This window comes from Flavobacterium flavipigmentatum, from assembly GCF_020911905.1.
In the GTDB taxonomy this organism is placed as follows: domain Bacteria; phylum Bacteroidota; class Bacteroidia; order Flavobacteriales; family Flavobacteriaceae; genus Flavobacterium; species Flavobacterium flavipigmentatum.
The window spans coordinates 1,778,920-1,801,669 of the sequence record NZ_CP087133.1; the positions used below are offsets into that span (position 1 = coordinate 1,778,920).

26 protein-coding genes are annotated in these 22,750 nt (G+C 33.8%); 17 read left to right on the forward strand and 9 right to left on the reverse strand.

The window, feature by feature from the left end; all coding sequences use genetic code 11:
- The first annotated feature begins 66 nt into the window (after window positions 1-66).
- From cyoE to LNP22_RS08035, 8 genes are all read left to right on the forward strand, one after another.
- Window positions 67-969, forward strand: coding sequence for a heme o synthase (gene cyoE / locus LNP22_RS08000; RefSeq protein WP_229976069.1), 903 nt, complete (start codon window positions 67-69; stop codon window positions 967-969).
- A gap of 2 nt (window positions 970-971) precedes the next feature.
- Complete coding sequence (locus tag LNP22_RS08005) at window positions 972-1,559, forward strand: cytochrome c oxidase subunit 3 (RefSeq protein WP_210664598.1); 588 nt, start codon at window positions 972-974, stop codon at window positions 1,557-1,559.
- 42 nt (window positions 1,560-1,601) lie between these two features.
- Entirely contained in the window at window positions 1,602-2,582 is a 981-nt protein-coding gene (locus LNP22_RS08010) for a cytochrome c oxidase subunit 3 (protein ID WP_229976070.1), read from the forward strand.
- Window positions 2,583-2,598: 16 nt separating this feature from the next.
- A complete protein-coding gene (locus LNP22_RS08015) occupies window positions 2,599-2,949 on the forward strand; it encodes a cytochrome C oxidase subunit IV family protein (protein WP_229976071.1) in 351 nt (116 codons plus the stop codon).
- 77 nt (window positions 2,950-3,026) lie between these two features.
- Entirely contained in the window at window positions 3,027-3,692 is a 666-nt protein-coding gene (locus LNP22_RS08020) for a hypothetical protein (RefSeq protein ID WP_229976072.1), read from the forward strand.
- An 11-nt stretch (window positions 3,693-3,703) separates the two neighbouring features.
- Window positions 3,704-4,393 carry an SCO family protein gene (locus LNP22_RS08025; protein ID WP_229976073.1) on the forward strand — a complete coding sequence of 230 codons (690 nt, stop codon included), beginning with the start codon at window positions 3,704-3,706 and terminating at the stop codon, window positions 4,391-4,393.
- Window position 4,394: 1 nt separating this feature from the next.
- Complete coding sequence (locus tag LNP22_RS08030) at window positions 4,395-4,979, forward strand: DUF420 domain-containing protein (protein ID WP_229976074.1); 585 nt, start codon at window positions 4,395-4,397, stop codon at window positions 4,977-4,979.
- Window positions 4,969-5,238: a hypothetical protein gene (locus LNP22_RS08035; RefSeq protein ID WP_229976075.1), complete on the forward strand. Its 270-nt coding sequence runs from the start codon at window positions 4,969-4,971 to the stop codon at window positions 5,236-5,238. The genes LNP22_RS08030 and LNP22_RS08035 overlap by 11 nt, the downstream gene beginning before the upstream one ends.
- 2 nt (window positions 5,239-5,240) lie before the next feature.
- Here LNP22_RS08035 and LNP22_RS08040 read toward each other — a convergent pair whose 3' ends face one another.
- The gene (locus tag LNP22_RS08040; RefSeq protein WP_229976076.1) at window positions 5,241-5,828 is read right to left on the reverse strand and encodes a hypothetical protein; all 588 of its coding nucleotides are present in this window, start codon (window positions 5,826-5,828) and stop codon (window positions 5,241-5,243) included.
- 33 nt (window positions 5,829-5,861) lie between these two features.
- Entirely contained in the window at window positions 5,862-7,271 is a 1,410-nt protein-coding gene (locus LNP22_RS08045; protein WP_229976077.1) for a DUF4403 family protein, read from the reverse strand.
- A 174-nt stretch (window positions 7,272-7,445) separates the two neighbouring features.
- Here LNP22_RS08045 and LNP22_RS08050 point away from each other — a divergent pair, with 174 nt between their 5' ends.
- The 7 genes from LNP22_RS08050 (at window position 7,446) to tsaB (ending at window position 15,280) form a co-directional block, all read left to right on the forward strand.
- Window positions 7,446-8,147 carry an ABC transporter ATP-binding protein gene (locus tag LNP22_RS08050; RefSeq protein WP_229976078.1) on the forward strand — a complete coding sequence of 234 codons (702 nt, stop codon included), beginning with the start codon at window positions 7,446-7,448 and terminating at the stop codon, window positions 8,145-8,147.
- Entirely contained in the window at window positions 8,140-9,384 is a 1,245-nt protein-coding gene (locus tag LNP22_RS08055; protein WP_229976079.1) for an ABC transporter permease, read from the forward strand. Before LNP22_RS08050 ends, LNP22_RS08055 begins: the two co-directional genes overlap by 8 nt.
- Before the next feature lie 2 nt (window positions 9,385-9,386).
- The gene (locus tag LNP22_RS08060) at window positions 9,387-10,652 is read left to right on the forward strand and encodes an ABC transporter permease (RefSeq protein WP_229976080.1); all 1,266 of its coding nucleotides are present in this window, start codon (window positions 9,387-9,389) and stop codon (window positions 10,650-10,652) included.
- Between the two features lie 38 nt (window positions 10,653-10,690).
- Window positions 10,691-11,809: an efflux RND transporter periplasmic adaptor subunit gene (locus LNP22_RS08065; RefSeq protein ID WP_229976081.1), complete on the forward strand. Its 1,119-nt coding sequence runs from the start codon at window positions 10,691-10,693 to the stop codon at window positions 11,807-11,809.
- Window positions 11,810-11,887: 78 nt separating this feature from the next.
- The gene (locus LNP22_RS08070) at window positions 11,888-13,273 is read left to right on the forward strand and encodes a TolC family protein (RefSeq protein ID WP_229976082.1); all 1,386 of its coding nucleotides are present in this window, start codon (window positions 11,888-11,890) and stop codon (window positions 13,271-13,273) included.
- A gap of 6 nt (window positions 13,274-13,279) precedes the next feature.
- A complete protein-coding gene (locus LNP22_RS08075; RefSeq protein ID WP_229976083.1) occupies window positions 13,280-14,572 on the forward strand; it encodes an efflux RND transporter periplasmic adaptor subunit in 1,293 nt (430 codons plus the stop codon).
- A 36-nt stretch (window positions 14,573-14,608) separates the two neighbouring features.
- Window positions 14,609-15,280, forward strand: a complete 672-nt coding sequence (gene tsaB, locus LNP22_RS08080) for a tRNA (adenosine(37)-N6)-threonylcarbamoyltransferase complex dimerization subunit type 1 TsaB (RefSeq protein ID WP_229976084.1) — start codon at window positions 14,609-14,611, stop codon at window positions 15,278-15,280.
- Window position 15,281: 1 nt separating this feature from the next.
- Here tsaB and LNP22_RS08085 read toward each other — a convergent pair whose 3' ends face one another.
- From LNP22_RS08085 to LNP22_RS08095, 3 genes are all read right to left on the reverse strand, one after another.
- A complete protein-coding gene (locus tag LNP22_RS08085; protein WP_229976085.1) occupies window positions 15,282-16,109 on the reverse strand; it encodes a mechanosensitive ion channel family protein in 828 nt (275 codons plus the stop codon).
- A 90-nt stretch (window positions 16,110-16,199) separates the two neighbouring features.
- A complete protein-coding gene (locus LNP22_RS08090; RefSeq protein WP_229976086.1) occupies window positions 16,200-16,607 on the reverse strand; it encodes a YtxH domain-containing protein in 408 nt (135 codons plus the stop codon).
- A 152-nt stretch (window positions 16,608-16,759) separates the two neighbouring features.
- Window positions 16,760-17,659: a NifU family protein gene (locus LNP22_RS08095; RefSeq protein WP_210664616.1), complete on the reverse strand. Its 900-nt coding sequence runs from the start codon at window positions 17,657-17,659 to the stop codon at window positions 16,760-16,762.
- 144 nt (window positions 17,660-17,803) lie between these two features.
- Here LNP22_RS08095 and LNP22_RS08100 point away from each other — a divergent pair, with 144 nt between their 5' ends.
- Together LNP22_RS08100 and LNP22_RS08105 are read left to right on the forward strand one after the other, a co-directional pair.
- Entirely contained in the window at window positions 17,804-18,793 is a 990-nt protein-coding gene (locus LNP22_RS08100) for a PorP/SprF family type IX secretion system membrane protein (RefSeq protein ID WP_229976087.1), read from the forward strand.
- 11 nt (window positions 18,794-18,804) lie between these two features.
- Window positions 18,805-19,317 carry a gamma carbonic anhydrase family protein gene (locus LNP22_RS08105; RefSeq protein ID WP_229976088.1) on the forward strand — a complete coding sequence of 171 codons (513 nt, stop codon included), beginning with the start codon at window positions 18,805-18,807 and terminating at the stop codon, window positions 19,315-19,317.
- A gap of 91 nt (window positions 19,318-19,408) precedes the next feature.
- On the opposite strand, the gene LNP22_RS08110 is transcribed toward LNP22_RS08105, so the two are convergent.
- The 4 genes from LNP22_RS08110 to LNP22_RS08125 form a co-directional block, all read right to left on the reverse strand.
- The gene (locus LNP22_RS08110) at window positions 19,409-20,122 is read right to left on the reverse strand and encodes a LytR/AlgR family response regulator transcription factor (RefSeq protein WP_210664619.1); all 714 of its coding nucleotides are present in this window, start codon (window positions 20,120-20,122) and stop codon (window positions 19,409-19,411) included.
- Between the two features lie 119 nt (window positions 20,123-20,241).
- Window positions 20,242-21,342 (reverse strand): sensor histidine kinase, encoded by a 1,101-nt coding sequence (locus tag LNP22_RS08115; RefSeq protein ID WP_229976089.1) that lies wholly within the window; start codon window positions 21,340-21,342, stop codon window positions 20,242-20,244.
- 1 nt (window position 21,343) lies between these two features.
- Window positions 21,344-21,679 carry a DUF4907 domain-containing protein gene (locus tag LNP22_RS08120; RefSeq protein ID WP_229976090.1) on the reverse strand — a complete coding sequence of 112 codons (336 nt, stop codon included), beginning with the start codon at window positions 21,677-21,679 and terminating at the stop codon, window positions 21,344-21,346.
- The gene (locus LNP22_RS08125; protein WP_229976091.1) at window positions 21,666-22,670 is read right to left on the reverse strand and encodes a Kelch repeat-containing protein; all 1,005 of its coding nucleotides are present in this window, start codon (window positions 22,668-22,670) and stop codon (window positions 21,666-21,668) included. The genes LNP22_RS08120 and LNP22_RS08125 overlap by 14 nt, the downstream gene beginning before the upstream one ends.
- Window positions 22,671-22,750: the final 80 nt, after the last annotated feature.

Genomic DNA, 22,750 nt, shown 5'->3' on the forward strand with positions numbered 1-22,750 from the left:
AGCTCGAATTTCTCTAATCTAATTTGTACCTTTGCACCACAAAAAAACATACAAATCATCACCGTATTGGATACTTTGCAAAATACAATTTCAATAAAATCAATTTTTAACGATTTCAAAGAAATCACTAAGGCAGGTTTAGCTATTAGTGTTTTGTTTTCTTCGATTGCGGGATATTTATTGGGTGTCAATGAAGAGAATCCCTTTCAGTGGGGCGTTTTAGTAGTTTTGATGGTGGGTGGGTATTGTATGGTTGGTGCTTCAAATGCATTCAATCAGGTGATCGAAAAAGACATCGATATTTTGATGGACAGAACCAAAAATCGCCCTGTTCCTTCAGGCAGAATGTCTTCAAATATTGCTTTATTTGTGGCAATTTTGCTTACTGTTATCGGTATTTCACTTCTTTATACAATCAATGCAAAGTCGGCAATGTTTGCTGCAATTTCTATATTTTTATACACAAGCATTTATACACCATTAAAAACAGTAACTTCGTTGTCAGTTTTTGTGGGCGCTTTTCCTGGCGCTATTCCATTTATGTTAGGATGGGTTGCAGCTACGGGGGAATTTGGTATTGAAGCAGGAACTTTATTTCTGATTCAGTTTTTTTGGCAGTTTCCTCATTTTTGGGCTATTGGCTGGTTTTTGTTTGAAGATTATGAAAAAGCTAATATTTTTATGCTTCCCACAGGAAAAAAAGATAAAGGAACCGCTTTGCAGGTTATTTTATATACGGTTTGGTTGATAATCGCTTCTTTATTGCCGGTTTTAGGTTATACAGGGCAATTATTTATTTCGCCAGTTGCAGCTGTTTTGGTTTTTTTATTGGGCTTATGGATGTTATTTTACGCAGTTCGTTTGTATCAGTTAAAAACGTCAAAAGCGGCAAGAACATTAATGCTGGTGAGTGTTTCGTATATTTCGCTATTGCAAATAGTATATATAGTAGATAAATTTTTAAGATAGTTATGGAAATGACAATGACAACAGGTGAGGAACAAGTGAGAAAAGCAAAGTCAGCAAAGCTGATTTTGTTATTCGCCATGGTAAGTATGACCATGATGTTTGCTGGGCTTACAAGCGCATTTGTAGTAAGCAAGTCACGAGCAGATTGGTTGAAAAATTTCGAATTGCCAACTGCTTTTTACTGGAGTACATTGGTTATTATAGGATGTAGTGTTACATTTTATTTGGCCAAAAAAGCAATTCAAAAAGACCAGAGGAGTGCTACCACAGGATTTCTTTTGGGAACTTTGGCTTTAGGGATTTTATTTGTGATTTTACAATTTGTAGGTTTTGGACAAATTGTAAAAAGCGGTTATTATTTTACGGGTCAGGGTAGTTCGATTACTACAACTTTTCTTTACGTAGTGACGGTTACGCACTTATTACACTTAGCTGGAGGATTAATTTCTCTTTTAATTGTAATTTATAATCATTTTAAACAAAAATACAATTCAACTCAAACTCTTGGTATAGAACTAGGTGCAATGTATTGGCACTTTCTAGATTTATTGTGGGTTTATTTATTTTTATTTTTATATTTCTTTAAATAAGAAAAAAACGTAAATTTGGGAACTTTTTAACGAATATCTTTTATGGAAGCGACAGTTACTACTGCAAATAACGAAGAAAAAACTTGGGGAGGCGGCAATGAGCCATTAAGAGCAAGTTATGGTAAAATGATGATGTGGTTTTTTATCGTGTCTGATGCCTTGACATTCTCTGGATTCTTGGCTGCTTATGGTTTTTCTAGATTTAAATTTATCGAAACTTGGCCAATTGCTGATGAGGTGTTTACGCACTTTCCGTTTATGCACGGAAGTCCGCAACCAATGCTTTATGTGGCCTTGATGACTTTTATTTTGATTTTTTCATCTGTAACAATGGTTTTGGCGGTTGATGCAGGACATCACATGAAAAAAACAAAAGTAGCCATCTATATGTTTCTTACTATTATTGGAGGTTTAATCTTCGTTGGCTCACAAGCTTGGGAGTGGAAAAACTTCATAAAAGGAGAATATGGAGCAATTGAAACAGCAGGAGGAAGTTTGTTGCAATTTGTTGATGCATCAGGAAATAGAGTTGCTATTGAGAAATTTGCAGTAAAATTACCAGAGCAAAGAGAGTCCTTGACAAGAAGTCATGGTACTTGGTTTATGGAAGATGCCGAAACGCAACCAACATATTCTGTTGCAGAAGTTCAGGCAGGTTTTAAAGCACATCCAGAATTACTAATACGAACAGAAGTTCTTACTGCAAAGAAACAAAAAACGATCTTAAATAGAGCTGATTCTGAAGCTCGTTTAAGTCAGGCAAAATATGTTGTAGAAGGAGCAAACCTAACTAGAAATGAATACGGAAGTAAGTTGTTTGCTGATTTCTTTTTCTTTATTACAGGTTTCCACGGATTCCACGTATTTTCTGGTGTTATTATCAATATCATTATTTTCTTTAATGTATTATTAGGAACTTACGAGAAAAGAAAAAGTTACGAGATGGTGGAGAAAGTTGGTTTATACTGGCACTTTGTCGACTTAGTTTGGGTATTTGTATTTACAGTTTTCTACTTAGTTTAATTTTTATTTATTTATTATGTCACACGAGCACGTATCAAATACAAAAAGAATCTGGTTTGTTTTTGCATTACTTTCAGCAGTTACTGTAGTAGAAGTTATTTTGGGTATTTATAAGCCTGAATCATTGGTCTTTAATCATTTTGTTGGTTTGAATTTACTAAACTGGATTTTTTATATCCTGACTATTTTCAAAGCGTATTATATTGTATGGGCATTTATGCACATGGAAGGCGAAACAAGTGGCCTTAGATGGTCTGTTGTATTGCCGGTTATCTTCCTAGTTTTATATTTATTGTTTATTCTGTTAACAGAAGGGCATTATATTTATGGGGTTTTTAAAGATTCTACCATCAAGTGGAATTTTTAACATGATATTAATTCAAAAAAAGGCTCCGTTTAACGGAGCTTTTTTTATTTTTGTATTTCAAATCTTTCCTCAGAACAATGAAAAAAAATATTGTCCTTTTTTCGCTTTTTATACTTCCAATTGTAGCCTATTTGTTTTTTGCTTCTGGAGTTAATAGTTTTACAAAACTTCCCGTAATAACGCCAAAAGTGGCTGATTTTAGCAACTGGAAATCATTAGATGGAAAAAAAGTCTCGCTGAATAAAAAAATTACTGTTCTTGGATTCTCAGGTTCGAATGTTTTGGACAATAGAGGTAATTATTTCAATTTAAACGAAAAAATTTATAAACGTTATCATGGTTTTGAAGACCTTCAGTTTGTTGTAGTAGCTCCTTTGGGCTCTGAGCTGCAAGCTCAAAAAGTAATTGATGCATTAGCGCCTTTTACAGATGTTTCTGGTTGGAATTTTGTTTTTGCTTCGCCTGACGAAATCAAAACTTTTTATAATCAATTGCATTTAAAAGGCAAATTAAACCAAAAACTTGGGACTTCTTATGTTTATATTGTAGATAAGGAACGTAATGTTCGTGGAAGAAAAGGCGCAAACAAACAGAATAAAGACAAAAAAGATGAATATAAAGAGGGGTATGATACATTTCATCCATCTGAGTTGAGCAACGAAATGCTGGACGATTTCAAAATTATCCTTTATGAATATCGTGCAGCCCTGAAAAAGAATCATAATGCTACAAAGCAACTTTAAATTTTAATTAAATGTTTAAAAATAAATCCTATATCGGGATTTCGTTTATCGTTTTGATTTTCGGAATTTATGCGGTGCCAAAAATTATAGACAGAGTAAAAGAAGGGGAAGTTGTAAAAGGCAGCCGTCTTGATAATGTTAATTCTAAAAACTCAAATGAAGAAGCTAAATTATTGACAATTGGTCCAGCTCCAAAATTTGAACTAACGAATCAAAACAATGTTAAATTCTCTAGTGAGAGCCTGAAAGGGAAAGTATATGTTTTGGAGTTTTTCTTTACAACTTGCCCTTCGATATGTCCAAAAATGAATGTAAGCATGTTGGAAATCGAAAAGACTTTTTTTGGAAATCCAAACTTCGGAATTGTTTCTATAACAATTGATCCTAGCCATGATACGCCGCAGGTCCTTAAAGATCATGCAAAATTATTAGGTGTGAAGTCTTCTAATTGGAGTTTCTTAACAGGTGACAAAGCTAAAATTATGGATTTATCAAATAAAGGATTTAACCTTTATGCTGGTGAAAATGCAAAAGTAAATGGTGGTTTCGAGCATTCTGGTCTTTTTGCATTGGTAGATAAAGAAGGGAAAATTCGTTGTAGAAAAGATGATTTTGGAAATCCGATTTTGTATTATGACGGTTTGGATAAAAAGGGAGTAAGAGATATTCAGCAGGATATAAAAATATTATTACAAGAATAAGATGGAAGATAATTCACTTGAAAAAAAGTTTAATGGATTTATTATCGCAGTTTCAATTTTGATACCAGTTGTGGTAGCTGTTTTGTTTACTGTAAAACTAAAAGATTTTGGAATTCAGGTTGAGCCGCTATCATTTTTGCCTCCAATTTATGCCGCTACAAATGGTTTAACTGCAATTTTTTTAGTCGGGGCTGTAATGGCAATAAAAAGAGGCAATCGTAAATTACACGAGAATCTCATGACTTTTGCAATTGCGCTTTCGGTTGCTTTTTTGGTTATGTATGTAGCGTATCACATGACGGCAGATTCGACTAAGTTAGGTGATTTGAATCATGACGGAACCCTTGATCAAATCGAAACTGCTAAAATAGGAAGCGTTCGCTATGTGTATTTTTTTATTTTAATTACTCATATTTTATTGTCTATTGCGATCATTCCGTTAGTATTGGTGACGTATGTAAGAGCCTTGGCGCAGCGATTTGATAGACATAAAAAAATTGCAAAAATTACATTTCCGCTTTGGTTATATGTTGCAGTGACAGGCGTTGTGGTTTACTTAATGATCTCTCCTTATTATGCGCACTAAAAATAAAAACAGATTTCAGGTTTTAAGTTTCAAGTTTCAAAAGTTATTTTTTGGAATTTGTATTTTCCTTTTCGCAATTTCATCAAATGCTCAGTGTGCGATGTGTCGCGCCTCACTGGCGGGAGACTCTAATGTAAAAAAAGCAGAAGCAGTCAATGACGGAATTTTATATTTAATGGCGATTCCGTATTTGCTTGTTGCAGTTATAGGTGTTTTGATTTATAGAATGTACCAATCAAAAAAGAAAAAAGCGGAATAATTTTATTCCGCTTTTTTCTTTTGAAACATTTTGAATTGGCTTGTTATGGCATAATATATTCCAGCAAAGAAAAAGAATACAATTATTTTGCAAAACACAGCAAGAATGAAGTTTGACGGATAAATATCTAAATCATTATATATGGTCCAAGAGCTTGGGAGATAATCACGATGAAAAGATATTGTTAGTAATATAAATCTTTCGATTGAAATAATAAGCATAAAGCTGAATAAAATCCGTAAGAAAATGTTTTTGTAGATTCTTTTTACTCTTAATAATTGGGTTACTAAAAACCATAAAATGGGTTGCGTCCAAATTCCAAACCAATACTTTCCAAACATTCTGTTAAGCATAATGTTTTGTTCCTCGGTGTTGCTTTCTGCATAAAAAACAAATAATCCTATAATCCACACTATAAAGTAAACAACGCCAACAAAAGAGATAAATTTTATCGCTTCATTATCTATTTTATATAAAACAACATTTTTTATAAATATGGATAAGAGTAAAAAAAACAGAGAATACAGACCAAACGCTGTAAAAAAATCAACAGTTATTATCTGAAGCAAAAGCAGTATGTTTTCTTTCATTTAAATTTTTCAAGTAAATTCTACTTTAAATTTTTATTTCAATCCATCAACAGACACATTTACAGTGCCGTTTATTTTGATGAAAGCAATAATAGCCTGATTGGTCAATTGAATTTTATCAAAAACAATATCTTCCATTTTTCCATTTACAAAAACGCCTGGCATTGGTGAGTAGTTTTTAAGATAAGTAGCCATACTTTTTTTACCTTCTTCTAAATTCGGCTGAATAGAATAACGACAGCTTTCTTCCATTTTTTTGATAATATAACCTTGAGCTAACCAGCTCGCTGTGCGTTGTAGTTTGCTTTTAGTATCCAAAACATAATCTAATTTGTCAAAATAAATTTCTTTAGTTTTAGGATTGTATTGAGGAAAACCTGTTAGGTATACAGTACCGTTTACCGTTCCCATCATATCCAAAGCGATGATCATTTTGCTGTCTTTGTGCCAAATTGCTACATTTTGTACGGTTACTTTTTTATTACCTGAACCAAATTCCTGTCCTGCAAAATTTTGAGTCATGATTTTCGAAGCATCTGCGTAAGTTGATATAGCGGCAATGTTCGCGGCAATTTGATTCGGAATTTTATCGATTGGTTTTAGAATTATTTTATGAGCGTTATATTTAGACTCGGGTTGTTTGCCAACGATAGTTTCCATGTTGCATTTCATACCCATGTCCAATAAAAACAAGTCATTTTTTAGTTTTACGTTTGTAGAGTATACTTCGAGAGGTACAATTCGGAGCCAGGTCTCAAAAGTATCATTCATTTTAAATGGCGTACATATTTTTTCTAAAGCCGACAAAACATTCGGTTTAAAATCCATTGATTTCTCGATCGCATCATCGATTTGTTTTTCAATTTTCGATTTAAAAATAGATATCGCAGGATTTACTAAATAGGTGATAGGCATATTTTTCCCAAATATGGTCATGGTCGGACTTTCATTCCAATCCAAAGATTTAAACACAGTTTTGGTGTTCAATTTCCAGTTGGTCAAGGCTACTTCGCTCGAAAGTGTAATTACTCCATTAAGGTTAAACTCACGGGTATCATAAAGTGCGATTCCCAATTTTTTGGTACCAATTCTATATTTGATATTGGCTTTTAGCGGTAGAATGGTTTTTATTTTTTTATTCGGATTGGCAGGGTCGTTTTCTATTTTGATTGGTGCCAATTTCCAAATTTTTATTTCGATATCATCGTCTTCTATGTTTTTATCTTCATAAATTAATCCGTTTAGGATGGTGTTGGTTTGGTTTTCAATATCTTTTAGTTTTACGGTAATAGGTAAATTGATAAAAGACGGATTACTGTCGTATATCAAAGGACTAGCATCGTCTGGTTCGGGTTTTAAAGTTGCGATTTTTTGAGAGGTAGAGCAGCCTGTAAGTATCGTGAATACTAGGAAAACAGATAAAAATGAAAAATATTTTAACATTTTGAATATAATTTAGATGAGGCAAAAATAAGAAAATTAATATATCATCTAAATAAAGTGTAACATTTTGGCAAAGTAGTAGTCTTATTGTTAAAGATTCCAAAACTATTAACGTTTTGTTATCATATTTTTCTTAATTAATATGTTATTATTGTTTCAAAATTTAACAAAACCATGATCGAAATCAAAGACTTGCACAAATCCTATAAAATGGGTAGTTCAGAATTACATGTGTTAAAGGGCATTAATTTTAATATTGAAGAGGGCGAATTAGTAGCTATCATGGGTTCATCAGGATCTGGAAAGTCTACGCTTCTCAATATTTTAGGAATTTTGGACGAAGCCGATTCTGGTAGTTATATTTTAGATAAAACACCCATTAAGAAATTAAACGAAACCATCGCTTCTAAATATAGAAATAAGTTTTTGGGATTCGTTTTTCAATCTTTCAATTTAATAAATTACAAAACAGCACTTGATAATGTTGCCATGCCTCTGTATTACCAAGGTGTTAAAAGAAAGGAACGTTATGAGATTGCGATGAAATATCTCGAGAAAGTAGGTTTAGGTTCGCATAGTCACCATTTGCCAAACGAACTTTCCGGGGGGCAAAAACAACGTGTAGCCATTGCCAGAGCTTTGGCCTCTAATCCGAAAGTTTTATTGGCTGATGAGCCTACAGGTGCTTTGGATACCAAGACTTCTTATGAAGTTATGGAATTGATTCAGGGAATTAATGACGAGGGAAAAACAATTTTGATCGTAACACACGAGCCTGATATTGCTGCAATGTGTAAAAGAAACGTAGTCTTAAAAGACGGACTAATCATTGATGATAAAATGGTAGAACAAGTTAGAGCCTCATCTTATGTTTAATATCGAACGCTGGCAGGAAATTTTTGAGGCCATTGCCAAAAATAAATTAAGAACTTTCTTGACAGGGATTTCTGTGGCTTCTGGAATTTTTATTTTGGTAATTTTACTAGGAGCAGGAAAAGGACTTCAGAACGGGATTGAAAAACAATTTGAAAACGATGCCGAAGGAATTATCGAAATTTGGTCAAATACGACTACAAAAGAATACAAAGGACTGAATCCTGGAAGGATAATTCAGTTTAGAAATAGTGATTATGATCTTCCTGTAAAGAAATTCGATGACCAAATTGACAGAAAATCGTCTACAAATATTACTTGGGGAGCCAGCGTTACCTACGGAAAAGAAGCGGGAAGCTATCAATATCGAGGAGTAAGTCCTGATTATTTATCTATAGAAAATGGAACCGTTATCGAGGGTAGATTTATTAATGATAACGACTTAAAAAACAACGAAAAAGTTGTTGCAATTGGTTTAAAAGTCAAGCAAGATTTATTTAAAGATGGAAAAGCTATTGGAAAAGAAGTCTTGGTTAATGGTATTAATTTTAAAGTAGTTGGTGTTTTTACAGACCCTTCGGGAGAAAGAGAAGAAACCAGATTGTATATGCCAGTGACGACCATTCAGCGTGCTTATGGCGCAGGTGATAAGATAAACGGAATGATGTTTGTCCTAAACAAAAAAGCAAATTATGACGAAGCTTTGGCACAGTCCAAGAATTTTACAAATAGTGTAAAAGAGCTTTTGAAAAGTAAAAATATTATTGCACCCAATGATGATAGTGCGATAGGAGTTTATAATTCTGTAGAAGATGCTAAACAATTTTATGATTTGAATCTTTATATTAGACTATTTTTCTGGTGGGTAGGGATTTGTACCATTATCGCTGGAGTTGTTGGTGTAAGTAATATCATGCTCATTATTGTAAAAGAAAGAACCAAAGAAATTGGGATTCGAAAAGCATTGGGAGCATCCCCTGTTTCTATCATCGGAATGATACTGCATGAGTCAATTTTTATCACTACTATTGCTGGTTTTGTGGGTCTTTTGGCCAGTTTGTTGTTGTTAGAATTCGTCGGTCCGATGGTGCAAAGCGAATTTTTTAGAAATCCTGAAGTCGATTTTAGCGTAGCACTTACAACGCTAGTTTTACTCGTTTTTGCAGGAGCTATGGCGGGATTTTTCCCTGCCTACAGAGCAGCAAAAATAAAACCTATTGTAGCACTTAGAGACGAATAATTATGTTTAAAAAAGATAATTGGGATGAGATTTTACAGGCTTTAACGGCCAATGTTTTTAGAACTGTATTAACTGCATTTGGTGTGTTTTGGGGAATATTTATTTTGGTGATTTTGCTCGCTGCAGGAAAAGGTCTCGAAAACGGTGTAAAAAAAGGCTTTGATGGCATCGCAACCAATACAATGTTTATGTGGAGCCAAACTACATCAAAAGCCTATAAAGGTTTGCCTAAAACCCGTCGTTATGAGTTTAGAAATAGCGATGTGGCAGCTTTAAAAGCAGCTTTGCCAGATTTATTATATGTATCGCCAAGAAATCAACTAGGAGATTTTAATGGTACTAATAATGTGGTTCGTGGTACAAAAACGGCTGCATTTACAGTATATGGCGATTATCCTGAGCTAATAAAGCAGCAACCAATGGATATCATAAAAGGACGTTTTGTCAATCAACAAGATATTATTGATAGGAGAAAAGTCGCAGTAATAGGAAAAGGAGTCATCACAGAGCTTTATGGAAAAGAAGAAGAAGCGGTAGGAACTTATGTAAAAATCAACGGAATCAATTTTATGGTGGTTGGTGTTTACAATTCTAAGCAACAAGGTGGAAATGCTGAGCAGGAGCAAAAAAACATCTTTATTCCGTTTACTACTTTCCAGCAAGCTTTTAATTTTGGAGATAAAGTAGGTTGGATGGCGCTAACCGCAAAGGACGAAAAATCTATTACCGAATTAAAACCTAAAATTTTAGAATTAATAAAAGCACTTCATTCTATCAATCCACAAGATGATAGAGCGGTAGGGAACTTTGATTTGTATGAACAATTTAATAAAGTGCAAAGTTTGTTTAATATTCTAAAAATCATTGCTTACTTTGTAGGAACATTAGTATTGATTTCGGGAGTGATCGGGATTTCTAATATTATGCTCATTGTAGTTAAAGAGCGTACAAAGGAAATAGGAATAAGGAGAGCTCTTGGAGCTACTCCAGGAGCAATTCGTGGACAAATATTATCAGAATCTATATTTTTAACCATTATTTCGGGCATGTTAGGTATTGCCGTTGCTACTGGAATTATTGCTGTTTTAAATATGGTTCTAGATTCGATGCCCCCCAATAGCAATACCATGTTTGCGAATCCAAGTGTAGATTTGGGAGTTGTATTTGTGGCGTTACTAATATTAGTGGGTTCAGGTTTGCTGGCAGGATTTATTCCAGCTCAAACCGCAATTAATGTAAAGCCGGTTGACGCTTTACGTACTGAATAAATTATCAATCAAAAATAATCGATTAAACCAAAAACAAAATGAAAAAAGGAATAACTGTAACCATTTTAATTTTTATCGCGATAGTTTTTTGTGGCGCGCTGTATTATTTGTACGCTAAAAATCAAGAGTCGCCAATTGTCTTTAAAACTGAAAAAGCGGAGACTAAAACGATTGTAAAAAATACTATTGCTACTGGTAATATTCAACCTGATGAAGAAGTCCTAATCAAACCAAATATATCAGGAATTATTGAGCAAGTGTACATCAAAGCGGGCGAGAAGATCAAGGCTGGCGATATGATAGCCAAAATTAGAGTCGTTGCCAATGTATCCAATGTAAGTACTACACAAAATCAGGTGCAGACAGCAAAAATTGCTTTAGATAATCAAGAAAAAATTTATAAAAGGCAAAAAACATTGTTTGAGAAAGATGTTATTTCTGCCAATGATTTTGATGCTGCACAATTGGCGTATACACAAGCCAAACAAAATTATGTAGCGGCCAAACAAAGCTTAGATATCGTAAAAACAGGTACAACTTCTTCGTTAGGAAGTTATGCGAATACCTTAATTCGTTCTACCGTAAACGGGATGGTTTTGGCTGTTCCTGTAAAAGTGGGTAATCAGGTGATCGAAAGTAATAATTTTAATGAAGGAACCACCATCGCAAGTGTTGCGGATGTAGGGCGAATGATTTTTATTGGAAAAATTGATGAATCGGAAGTTGGTAAAATCAAGGAAAAAATGCCAATCGAAATTACCGTTGGTGCGATCGAAAACAAAAAATTTGATGCCGTTTTGACTTATATCGCTCCAAAAGGCGTTACCGAAAACGGAGCCATACAATTTGAAATTAAAGCCTCTTTAGAAAATAAAGACGCCACTTTTATTAGAGCAGGATTAAGTGCAAATGCTTCTATTATTTTAGAAAGAGCAGACAAAGTCTTGGCGATAAAAGAATCATTGATACAGTTTGATAAAAAAACTCAAAAACCTTATGTGGAAGTAGAAACGGCTCCACAAAAATTTCAGAGAAAAGATGTGCTGTTGGGAGTTAGCGACGGAATTTACGTTCAGGTTAAAAGCGGAATCAAGGCTTCGGATAAAATTAAAATCTGGAATCAGGGATTGATAAACGAAGGCGAAGAGAAGAAATAATTGGTTTGTAAAAGAGTTTTTGGTTTAAAAAATGTTAAATTTGTGTGGTATTTTTTACTGCGCTTTCATTCAAAATATATGAAAATAAATAAATATAATAGTCTTGTTTTTGCCCTGTTATTTGGGTTTGGATTATCGAGTCAGGCACAAACAAAACAATGGACACTAGAAGAATGTGTACGATATGCAATAGAAAATAATATCACAATAAAATTATCAGAATTAGATGTAAAGAATGCTGATATTGATAAAAAAGATGCTTTTGGCAATTACCTTCCGTCTGTAAACGGAAATGCTTCACACTCCTGGAATATTGGTCTGAATCAGGATGTTACTACAGGTCTTTTGCGTAATCAGACAACACAATATTCATCAGTAGGTTTAAATGCTGGAGTTGATATTTACAAAGGCTTACAGATTCAAAATACTTATAGAAGAGCTAAACTTTCTATTATAGCATCACAATATCAATTGCTGAAAATGCAGGAAGATATTTCACTTAATGTAGCGAATGCATTTCTTCAAATTTTATCTTATAAAGAAGAGTTAAAAGTAAAAAAAGAACAATTGTCAATCGATGAAAAACGATTTAAGCGTTCTGAAGAAATGGTAAATGCCGGAACAATTCCACGTGGAGATTTGTATGATCTAAAAGCTACTATTGCAACAGATCAGCAGGCAATTACTGTTTCAGAAAATAATTTACTGATCTCAAAGTTAAGTTTAGCACAGCTTTTACAATTAAAAGAATTTGCAGATTTTGATGTTATTGATGATACCAATGCCAAAGATGAAAATAATATCATGGCCCAAAGCCCGATTGATATTTACAATAAGGCAAGAGAAACAAGAACAGAATTAAAACTGGCACAGACTAATCTTGAAATTGCGGAGAAAAATGTAGCTATTGCAAAAGGTGCTTATCAGCCTACGCTTTCTGGTTTTTACGGTTTTAATACTAGAGCTAGTTATAGTGATAAAGTTGTTGGAGTAGACGCTAATGGCGATCCAATTTTAGGAGGTCCAGATCCTGTTTTTCAACAATTTAGTGATAATAAAGGGCATAATTTCGGGTTTCAGTTGAATGTTCCAATTTTTAATGGTTTCTCAGTTCGAAATAACGTAGAGCGTAATAAAGTAAGTTTAGAAAAATCTAAAATAGATTTAGAGCAAAAAAGTTTAGATTTGCAACGTAACGTTTATACTGCTTTTACAAATGCAAAAGGAGCGTTAAATACTTATGAGTCATCAACGATAACTCTAGAAGCAAGGCAACAGGCCTATAATTATGCTAAAGAAAAATATGATGTAGGGTTAATGAATTCGTTTGATTTTACACAAGCACAAACATTGCTGACCAATGCGCAATCAGATGTTATAAGAACCAAATACGATTATATTTTTAAAATTAAAATACTCGAATTCTACTTCGGAATTCCAATTGTACCTATTATCACAAAATAATTTATTATGTCAAAAAAAACAATTTATTTCTTAGTCGGGGGTGCAGTAGTCCTTATTGTAGCTTTAATTGGTTTGTCAAAAGCCGGAGTGATAGGAAATAAGGATGAAGGAAAAGAAGTAGAGGTTTCTAAGGTAATAGCTTCAACTATTGTTGAAACAGTTTCGGCAACAGGTAAAATTCAGCCGGAAATTGAGGTAAAAATTTCGCCGGAAGTTTCGGGCGAGATCACTTTATTAAATGTAAAAGAAGGGCAAGTTGTAAAAAAAGGAGATTTATTAGTAAAGATAAACCCTGATTTATATACCTCAAGTTACAATCGTTCTGTTTCTAATTTGTCAGGAACAAGAGCCGGACTTACCCAATCTCAAGCAAGTTTTAAAGAAGCAAAAGCCAACTACGAACGAAATAAAACGTTGTATGATAAAGGTGTAATCTCAAAAGCAGATTGGGACAAAGCAATTGCTTCTTTTGAAGTAGCAAAAGCGACTCAGCAAAATGCGTATTACACAGTACAAAGTGCTTCGGCTTCGGTAAAAGAGGCAAAAGACAATTTGGGACGTACCACTATTTATGCTCCTGCAGATGGTACTATTTCGGTGCTGAATGTAGAACTGGGAGAACGAGTTTTAGGAACGCAGCAAATGGCAGGAACAGAGCTTTTGAGAGTGGCCAACCTAAACAATATGGAGGTTGAGGTTGATGTAAACGAAAATGACATTGTAAAGATAAAAATCGGTGACGAAGCCAATGTTGAAGTAGATGCTTATCTGAAAAAACAATTTAAAGGAATTGTTACCAGTATTTCAAATTCGGCAAGCAGTACATTGACATCTGATCAGGTGACTAATTTTAAGGTAAAAGTGAGGATTTTAAAAGAATCTTACTTAGATTTATTAGAAGGAAAACCGTCTACATATTCTCCTTTTAGACCTGGAATGACTGCTACAGTTGATATTATAACCAAAACTAGAGCAAATGTTTTGGCTGTGCCAATTAGTTCTGTTGTTGTAAAAGCTGATACAGCGTCGGTAAAAGATTTTAAAGTTGACAATCTTGATGAAGATAAAAAGACAGCTCCGAAAAGTGATAAAAAGTTCGAATGTGTTTTTGTAAAAGTAGGAGATAAAGCCAAAATCAGAATTATCAAAACCGGAATTCAGGACGATACCAATATTGAGGTCATGTCAGGATTACAACCGGGAGATGTAGTGATTACTGGGCCTTATACCACAGTTTCTAAAGATCTTAACTCAGGAGATAAAGTAAAACTTAAAAAAGCAGAAACGCCTAAGAAGTAGTTTGCTTTTAAATCAATAATTCTAAAAATAAATACATTGTCGTTTATTCTAAACATCGAAACTGCCACCAAAAACTGTTCTGTGTCTATTGCCAAAAATGGCGATACTATTTTATGTAAAGAAATTGCAGAAGAAGGTTATTCGCATGCCGAAAAATTGCATGTTTTTATTGAAGATATAGTCAAAGAAGCAGCCATTTCTATGCATGATTTAGTTGCCATTGCGGTAAGTCAGGGTCCTGGTTCTTACACAGGTCTCAGAATTGGAGTTTCGGCTGCAAAAGGATTGTGTTTTGCGCTAAATATTCCGCTAATTGCGGTAGATACTTTGCAAACTTTAGCTTCCAAAGCGAATATTAGCGAGGGAAAAATTATCCCGATGCTGGATGCACGCCGAATGGAAGTTTACAATGCCATTTTTAATTCGAATTTAGAGAAAGAAAGAGCAGTTCAGGCTGAAATTATCACAGAAAATTCTTTTAGTGATTTTGAAGAAACACTTTACTTTGTTGGTGATTGTGCCGAAAAATGCAAACCTTTTTTAGTAAAAGATAATTTTATATTTCTGGAAGAGTTCAAGTATCCATCTGCCAGAGAAATGAGTAAAATCAGTTATGAAAAATACAAAATAAGCGACACTGTAGATGTCGCTTATTTTGAACCGTATTATTTAAAAGATTTTATGATGACTACTTCATCAAAAAAATAATTTATACCGTTTTATTCATACCTACAGTAAAAGGCTGTACCTCTATTCCTGCTTCGTCTAAGGCTGTTTTGCAATTTTCTAAAGTTAGTGAAAACACAGCTGCAAAATTCTCGTTTTTGGCCCAAGGCCTAACAGCAAAATCGACAGAACTGGCAGAAAGGTTTTTTACAAAAACTTCCGGAGCGGGTACTTTTAAGACTTTAGGATTTTGAAGTAAAACCTCGAGTAAAATGTCTTTTGCCTTTTTGATATCAGAATCGTAAGAGATAGAAAAAGTCAGGTCGGCCCTTCTCTCGCCTTGCATAGAATAGTTGATGATATTCCCGTTTGATAAAGCACCATTGGGTACAAAAACCGTCTGGTTGTTGGCTGTTAGCATTTTGGTTACAAAAATCTGAATTTCGCTTACGGTTGCTATAACGCCCTGTGCCTCGATGGTATCTCCCACTTTAAATGGCTTGAAAAGAATAATTAGCATTCCTCCAGCAAAATTAGACAGTGATCCTTGCAAAGACAGGCCAACTGCTAGTCCCATTGCTCCCAAAATCGCCACAAACGAAGAAGTTTCAATTCCAAGTTTCGAAATAAAAGTGACAAATAATAAAATGCGCAGTGCCCAAAGCAGTATGTCGGCCAAGAATTTGGTTAGGGTAGGGTCTAAATTCCTTTTGATCATTAGTTTCCTGATAATTCTGTTTATTAATCGGATGGTATAGAGACCCACAAATAATATTAGAAAAGCAGAAATTAATTTAGGAGAATAATCAATTAACACATTGATAAATTTATCAGCGTAATTGGTGAGTTGGCTAGGATTGATGTTTAACATATTTAGAATAAAAAAACCTTCTCAAAAGAGAAGGTCTGGATTTGTTTTGCAAATATAAAAACAATTCTTTTATAAGAAACAATAATGCGTTTATTCTTTATCGGTTGTTTCGTCGATAACTTTGTCCGCAGCTTCATCGGTTTTTTCTGCTGCGTCAGCAACAGTTTCTTTGGTAACTGTTGCAGTTTCAGTTGCAATTTCTGTCGTTTTATCTTTAAAAGAGTCAATAACATCACTTATAGAGTCTGTCGCTTTTTCAACGTATTCGCTTACGACATCTTTGGCATGACTTGCATATTCTACCGCGCTGTCTAATAAGGGTTCTGAGGCTTTTTTGGCTTTAGCAAAAGTTTCTTCGGCAAAAGCTTCAGCTTTGTCAATATAAGGTGCAGCTGCCTCTTTTGCTTCTTCAAAGCTATTTTCGGCCTGATGTGCTACATCTGTAGCAGTTTCTTTGGCTGTGCCAAATAAATTTTTAAAAAATGATGATAATCCCATGGTTTTAGTATTTTGGTTTTGAATACAATATTAGCTATTTTTTTATAAAATTGCGACACTATGAGAGTAATAAATTATTGAAAATTAGCAAGATATGAATAAATGAAAAAAGCGCCTTATAAAGACGCTTTTTACTATTTATTTTGAATTTTTTAAGCATTTAAAGCTTCTACGGTGATTTTTTCGTCATTCAACATGCTTTTCAGCATATTTTCAATTCCGCTTTTTAAAGTAAAAGTAGAAGACGGACAACCACTGCAAGCTCCCTGCAAAATTACTTTTACCACTTTGTTTTCTTCATTAAATGAATCAAAGGCAATGTTTCCTCCATCTGCTGCCACTGCCGGTTTTACGTATTCTTCTAAGATGTTGATGATTTGTTGCGAGGTTACATCCAGTTTATCAAAAGCTTCGTCTTTGGTAATATCGTTTTTGGTGGCTACCTCAATCAAAGTTTCATCCAGAACAGTTCCGCCATTTTCGATAAACTGTTTGATGAAAGTTCGCAATTCAAGGGTTATTTCCTGCCACTCGTTTACATCGTATTTGGTTACCGAAATATAATTTTCATCAATAAAAACTTCTTTTACATAAGGAAATTTAAATAATTCTTTTGCCAAAGGCGAAGAAGCTGTCTGATCGATATTTTTGTATTCGATGGCGTTTTTTGTGAGCATTCTGCTTACCACAAATTTTAAAGCAGAAGGATTTGGAGTGGTCTCGCCATAAACCGTAATAGGTTGTTTTTTGGCTTTGGTTTCGTCCAATTTTATAATAACACCGCCTTTGTCTACAAAAGCTTCAATTTGCTCAGCAACGGCATCTTTTACATCGTCCCATTCTACAATGCTAAATCTTTCGATGGCAATAAAATTTCCTGAGATATAAACCGTTTTTACAAAAGGAAGATAGAATAATTGTTGTGCCAATGGAGATGCTTGTGCTTCATCAATATTTTTGAATTCAAAATTCTGATTTTGAGTGATAAAATCCTCAAATTCAAACTTTAGTATTGTTGGATTTTGAGTTTCTTTTATAGTGATTTTTGTCATGATATGTAATTTTTTACAAATTTACTAAAGTTATTTTCTACTAATAGCTATATTTGATTTTTTAATAAAATATTTAAGATTTTGTCTTTAATCGAGACAAATTAATTCGTAGCGTTTAAAAATAGAATCAAACAAAGTTCTTTTATGAAATTTAGAATCAATCTCATCGTAATTTTTTTAATTACATCATATTATTCTTTTTCTCAAGAAGGAATTCCGGTATATTCAGATTATTTGTCAGACAACTATTATTTGATTCATCCCTCGATGGCAGGAGCAGCGAATTGCGCAAAAATTCGATTGACAGCCAGAAAACAATGGTTTGGTCAGGATGATGCACCCAGTTTACAAACATTAAGTTTTAATGGAAGATTAGGAGAAAGATCGGGTGCTGGAATTATTGTTTTTAATGATAAAAACGGGTATCATTCGCAAAAAGGATTTAAAGTTACGTACGCACATCATATTATGTTCTCTCGTGATGCAATAGATTTAAATCAACTGTCGTTTGGTATTAGTGGTGGCATCATCCAGAGTCAATTGGATGAAACCAGTTTTGGAGGAACTTTTGACCCGATTGTTTATGGATCAATCCAAAAAGATTCTTATTTTAATGTAGATTTTGGAGCTTCTTATAATTTTCTAGATTTTTATGCCCATGCCACCATTCAGGGACTTGTAGAGACCAGAAGAGAGTTATATACAGATTATGAAACTGATAATGTACGCAAGTTTTTAGTAAGTGCAGGTTATGTTTTTGGTAAAAGAGAAAATATTACCTGGGAACCTTCTGTTTTATTTCAGTTGTTTGATACAACCAAGGAGAAGTCACTTGATGTAAATTTAAAGGCATACAAAAACATGAACTTTGGAAGCCTTTGGGCCGGATTGTCTTACAGACGAAGTTTTGATGGCGCACAATATAGATCCGGAAGTGGTGTTGCGGCTCAAAAATTGCAATATATTACCCCTTTAGTGGGTGTAAATTATAAAAATTTTATGTTTGCTTACACGTATTCAAATGTTACGGGAGATGTTAAATTTGATACGGGAGGTTACCATCAATTAACTTTAGGAATCAATTTATTTTGTACCAAAGAGCGTTACGATTGTAATTGTCCCGCCATTAATTAATTTTTTAGAATATGCTAATTAAATCTGTAAACGGAAAATCACCTCTTATTCCAGAGGATTGTTATGTTGCCGAAAATGCTACAATTGTGGGTGATGTTACTTTTGGAAATTCCTGTAGTGTTTGGTTTAACGCCGTAATTCGCGGCGATGTAAATTTTATTAAGATAGGAAACAAAGTAAATATTCAGGACGGAGCGATCATACATTGTACGTATCAAAAGCACCCGACTGTTATTGGAAATAATGTTTCAATTGGTCATAATGCAATCGTACATGGCTGTACCATTCATGACAATGTATTGATCGGAATGGGTGCCATCGTCATGGATAATTGTGTAGTAGAAAGCAATGCTATTGTGGCTGCGGGAGCTGTTGTAACACAGAATACGATTGTAACTTCGGGCAGTATTTACGCAGGTGTTCCGGCCAAAAAAGTAAAAGACATTGATCAATCTGATTTTGCAGGGGAGATCGAGCGTATTTCTAACAATTATGTAATGTATTCGGGCTGGTTTAAAGAATAAAGTCAAGGAATCCCAAATAATAAAAATTACAAATTCCAATAAAAATTAAACATTATTGGGATTTGTAATTTTTATTTTGGAGTTTAAATTACTATAAATTGATTCTTTCGAAAAAAGCATTTTTATAACTTTCACTTATTGGAATCCGTTTATCGCTAATTAAAACTTTATTTTTTTGAATGGATTTTACATGTTTGATGTTGATAATATACGATCTGTGAATTCTCGAAAATCCTTTGCAGGAAAGCAAATTTTCTAATTTTATCAAACTGATTAGCGTAAGTGTAAATTTGTTATCTGTGGTATAAATTTTTACGTAGTCTTTCAGACCTTCGATAAATAAAATATCCGAAAAATTCATTTTTACGTTTTCGTATTCTGCTCTCACAAACATAAAATCCTGGTCAATTTCGGGAGCAGTAGTGCTTTCTGAAATAGCCTGAACATTCGCTGGATTGAAGGTTTGTTGTGCTCTCACAACCGATTTTAAAAAACGATGAAACGGAATTGGTTTTACCAAATAGTCAACGGCCCCTAAATTAAACCCTTCAACAGCATAATCAGAATAAGCAGTTGTAAAGATGATCAAAGGTTTTTTTTCGACGGTATTCAAAAATTCGATTCCGGAGAAATGTGGCATTTGAATGTCTAAGAAAATCAAATCGATATTGGTTTGATTGATAAATGAGACTGCATCAATAGCATTATTGAAAGTGCGAATCAACTCTAGTGAATCAACTTTTCCAACAAAATCTTCCAGTAACTCAACTGCTAAAGGTTCATCGTCTATAATTACGCACTTCATGTGTTTTGGATTAAAGTGTTAAAATTTGTTTTCGCGGTCAAAAGTAGTTTGAAATCAGTAAATTAAGTTCTAAAATTTTCATAAAATACTGTTCCAAAGATTTTATTTCTCTCCGTAATTTAATCTATTGAAGTTTTAATTTTATCTAATTTTAAGTTTAAATGCACCCTGTAATAATGGTTATCTTGTGTAATGGTAAGTTCGTGTGCATTAGGATAAAGCAAATCCAGTCTGCTCTGAATGTTGGCCAATCCTATTCCTGAGTTTTCGGGATCTTTCACGTAACTTTCAATTGTATTTTCTATCCAAAAATCGAGTGTATTATCGAGAATAAAAATCTTAATTTTTACGTGAGCGGCTCCTTTATAATCCGTTCCGTATTTGAAAGCGTTCTCTACAAACGAAATCAATAACAGAGGTTCTATAAATTTATTTCGGGTATCGCCGTGAACATTAATTACAATATCTTCAATATTATTAAGTCTGAGTTTTTGCAACTCAATATAATTCTGTATATAATTGATTTCTTTCTCTAAATCAACCGTTTTATTATCGGTTTCGTACAGCATATAACGCATCAGTTCAGACAAAGTGACGATAGCATCAGGAACCAAGTCTGATTTTTTATGTGCTAGAGAATAGATACTATTCAAAGAATTGAACAAAAAATGCGGGTTGGTTTGTTTTCTTAAATAAATCAATTCGGTATTGGTTCTGTGTGTTTCTGCAATCAGTTTGTTTTGTTGATTGTTGTAAAACTCGGTCAATGTTCTGATAATTGCACTTATCGTCAAAATCAAAATATAGAAAAAAGATGGCGCAATCTTAATAAAAACTGGCTGTGTCGACATTACGGCTCTTACTCCGGCCTTTTTTAAAACACGCTGGATATCTGCGGGAGGCAATGCATTTGGAGGTCTGATATGCCTAAATTCAGGAAAAAAATAATTAATCCTGATGATCATAAAAAGCATGATTAAAGAGAATGCAAAAGCAAAATATAGAAAGTATTTTTTTTCTAAAAGTAAAGCGGGTACCAAATAAAAATAATTCAGATAAAACAGTAAAATTCCAGTGATCCATTGTGCATAAAAATCAGTATTGATTCTAAAGGGACTTTCGTAAAACTGAATCAACGAAGTCAGTATGAAAAAAGCCCAGATAATGCTATGAAAAAGAATTTTATGAGAACTGGTATTTTTAATAGTGCCGATGTTCATTTTATAATTTTATTTTTAATAAAATTAAATCATTTTTTGTTACCGATGGCGATATGTTTTGAGAGAGTTTTTCGGCAACAAGATTGGCAACTTTGAGTGCGTCTTCTTCAGATTCAAAACTCTTAACCTCACTAATAACAGGAATGATAGATTGTTTGATTAAAATTTTATTATCATTTGAAATAGTATAACCCCAACCGGTTAGAGTTTGAAAAGATGCAATTTGTAGTGGTTCTTTTTTCGAGCAAGCTGCGAAAGCTAAAACAGCCAATAAAACGAATAAATTCTTCTGGATTTTTGTCCAGAAGAATTGTTTTTTTACATTAATTATCATCATCATTTTGCTCTTCCTGTGGTTTAAATTCCCATGCATCATCAAAATAAGTCGTTCCGGTTCTGCCCAACATGTAAAAACCTCTATTGTTGATGCTAAATCCAACAGCATCTGTTCTGGCAGCACCTTCCATAGCTGTTCTTTCCTCCCATAAATCGGTCGTAGGATTGTACTCCCAAACTGTTTTTAGACCTTCACCACCTACTATATATCCTAAACCGCTCATTGTAAAACTAGATGCATTCGAGCGAGTAATAGCATAATCATCATTGTAGCTGTAATCGTCATCGTCATCTTGGTCAATGTCTCGCTTTCTTGTCCAAACATCTGTCGAGGGATCAAATTCCCAAAAATCTTCCTGATTGATTCCGTTATTAACCCCAGTTCCTAAATATGCTTTGTCATTAATAACAAAAACGGTTGCGTTACGTCTTTTGTTTCCGCTGAAACCACTTACCAATGTCCAGGTGTTGGCATTGTCATCATACTGATAAAAATCTTTTAAATAATTTCCATCATAACCCGTACCAAAAAAAGCTTTTCCGCCTACTTGAAAACCAACTGCAGAATAACGTGCTGTTCCTCCAAAATCTGTTTTTTGAGACCAAGAATTGGCAACCGGATCATACTGAAAAAAATCTTTCAGCTTGTTTGTTCCGTCATAACCAAGGCCTACATACCCTTTTCCATTTAGTTCAAAACTTGAGGCTGCGCTTCTTCCAATACCTGTAAAATCAGCTTTTTGTTCCCAATAATCACCGTTTGAATTGTACGCCCATAAATCTTTTAAATAAACATCACCAGTATAACCGGTTGTTATGTAAGCGTAATCTCCGATAACAAAGCTGGTAGCACTAGATCGTGCAGGACCATCAAATGCCGATTTTTTAATCCAGTTTCCTACTAAATCCTCTTCATCATCATTGCTACAGCCTATAAAAAACAGACTGGAAAATAGTGAGGCAAATAATATTCCTTTTTTTAAATTATTCATAAGTGTATTAGATTTATTTCTGAAACGAATTTTTTATTGTTTCAAAAGTAGTGGGGTTGTCTTCTTTAAAAAAAGAAGAT

Coding starts and splice junctions, on each gene's coding strand:
- LNP22_RS08005 (WP_210664598.1), top strand. CDS start 972: ATGGAAATGACAATGACAACAGGTGAGGAACAAGTGAGAAAAGCAAAG.
- LNP22_RS08010 (WP_229976070.1), top strand. CDS start 1,602: ATGGAAGCGACAGTTACTACTGCAAATAACGAAGAAAAAACTTGGGGA.
- LNP22_RS08015 (WP_229976071.1), top strand. CDS start 2,599: ATGTCACACGAGCACGTATCAAATACAAAAAGAATCTGGTTTGTTTTT.
- LNP22_RS08020 (WP_229976072.1), top strand. CDS start 3,027: ATGAAAAAAAATATTGTCCTTTTTTCGCTTTTTATACTTCCAATTGTA.
- LNP22_RS08025 (WP_229976073.1), top strand. CDS start 3,704: ATGTTTAAAAATAAATCCTATATCGGGATTTCGTTTATCGTTTTGATT.
- LNP22_RS08030 (WP_229976074.1), top strand. CDS start 4,395: ATGGAAGATAATTCACTTGAAAAAAAGTTTAATGGATTTATTATCGCA.
- LNP22_RS08035 (WP_229976075.1), top strand. CDS start 4,969: ATGCGCACTAAAAATAAAAACAGATTTCAGGTTTTAAGTTTCAAGTTT.
- LNP22_RS08040 (WP_229976076.1), bottom strand. CDS start 5,828: ATGAAAGAAAACATACTGCTTTTGCTTCAGATAATAACTGTTGATTTT.
- LNP22_RS08045 (WP_229976077.1), bottom strand. CDS start 7,271: ATGTTAAAATATTTTTCATTTTTATCTGTTTTCCTAGTATTCACGATA.
- LNP22_RS08050 (WP_229976078.1), top strand. CDS start 7,446: ATGATCGAAATCAAAGACTTGCACAAATCCTATAAAATGGGTAGTTCA.
- LNP22_RS08055 (WP_229976079.1), top strand. CDS start 8,140: ATGTTTAATATCGAACGCTGGCAGGAAATTTTTGAGGCCATTGCCAAA.
- LNP22_RS08060 (WP_229976080.1), top strand. CDS start 9,387: ATGTTTAAAAAAGATAATTGGGATGAGATTTTACAGGCTTTAACGGCC.
- LNP22_RS08065 (WP_229976081.1), top strand. CDS start 10,691: ATGAAAAAAGGAATAACTGTAACCATTTTAATTTTTATCGCGATAGTT.
- LNP22_RS08070 (WP_229976082.1), top strand. CDS start 11,888: ATGAAAATAAATAAATATAATAGTCTTGTTTTTGCCCTGTTATTTGGG.
- LNP22_RS08075 (WP_229976083.1), top strand. CDS start 13,280: ATGTCAAAAAAAACAATTTATTTCTTAGTCGGGGGTGCAGTAGTCCTT.
- LNP22_RS08085 (WP_229976085.1), bottom strand. CDS start 16,109: ATGTTAAACATCAATCCTAGCCAACTCACCAATTACGCTGATAAATTT.
- LNP22_RS08090 (WP_229976086.1), bottom strand. CDS start 16,607: ATGGGATTATCATCATTTTTTAAAAATTTATTTGGCACAGCCAAAGAA.
- LNP22_RS08095 (WP_210664616.1), bottom strand. CDS start 17,659: ATGACAAAAATCACTATAAAAGAAACTCAAAATCCAACAATACTAAAG.
- LNP22_RS08100 (WP_229976087.1), top strand. CDS start 17,804: ATGAAATTTAGAATCAATCTCATCGTAATTTTTTTAATTACATCATAT.
- LNP22_RS08105 (WP_229976088.1), top strand. CDS start 18,805: ATGCTAATTAAATCTGTAAACGGAAAATCACCTCTTATTCCAGAGGAT.
- LNP22_RS08110 (WP_210664619.1), bottom strand. CDS start 20,122: ATGAAGTGCGTAATTATAGACGATGAACCTTTAGCAGTTGAGTTACTG.
- LNP22_RS08115 (WP_229976089.1), bottom strand. CDS start 21,342: ATGAACATCGGCACTATTAAAAATACCAGTTCTCATAAAATTCTTTTT.
- LNP22_RS08120 (WP_229976090.1), bottom strand. CDS start 21,679: ATGATGATAATTAATGTAAAAAAACAATTCTTCTGGACAAAAATCCAG.
- LNP22_RS08125 (WP_229976091.1), bottom strand. CDS start 22,670: ATGAATAATTTAAAAAAAGGAATATTATTTGCCTCACTATTTTCCAGT.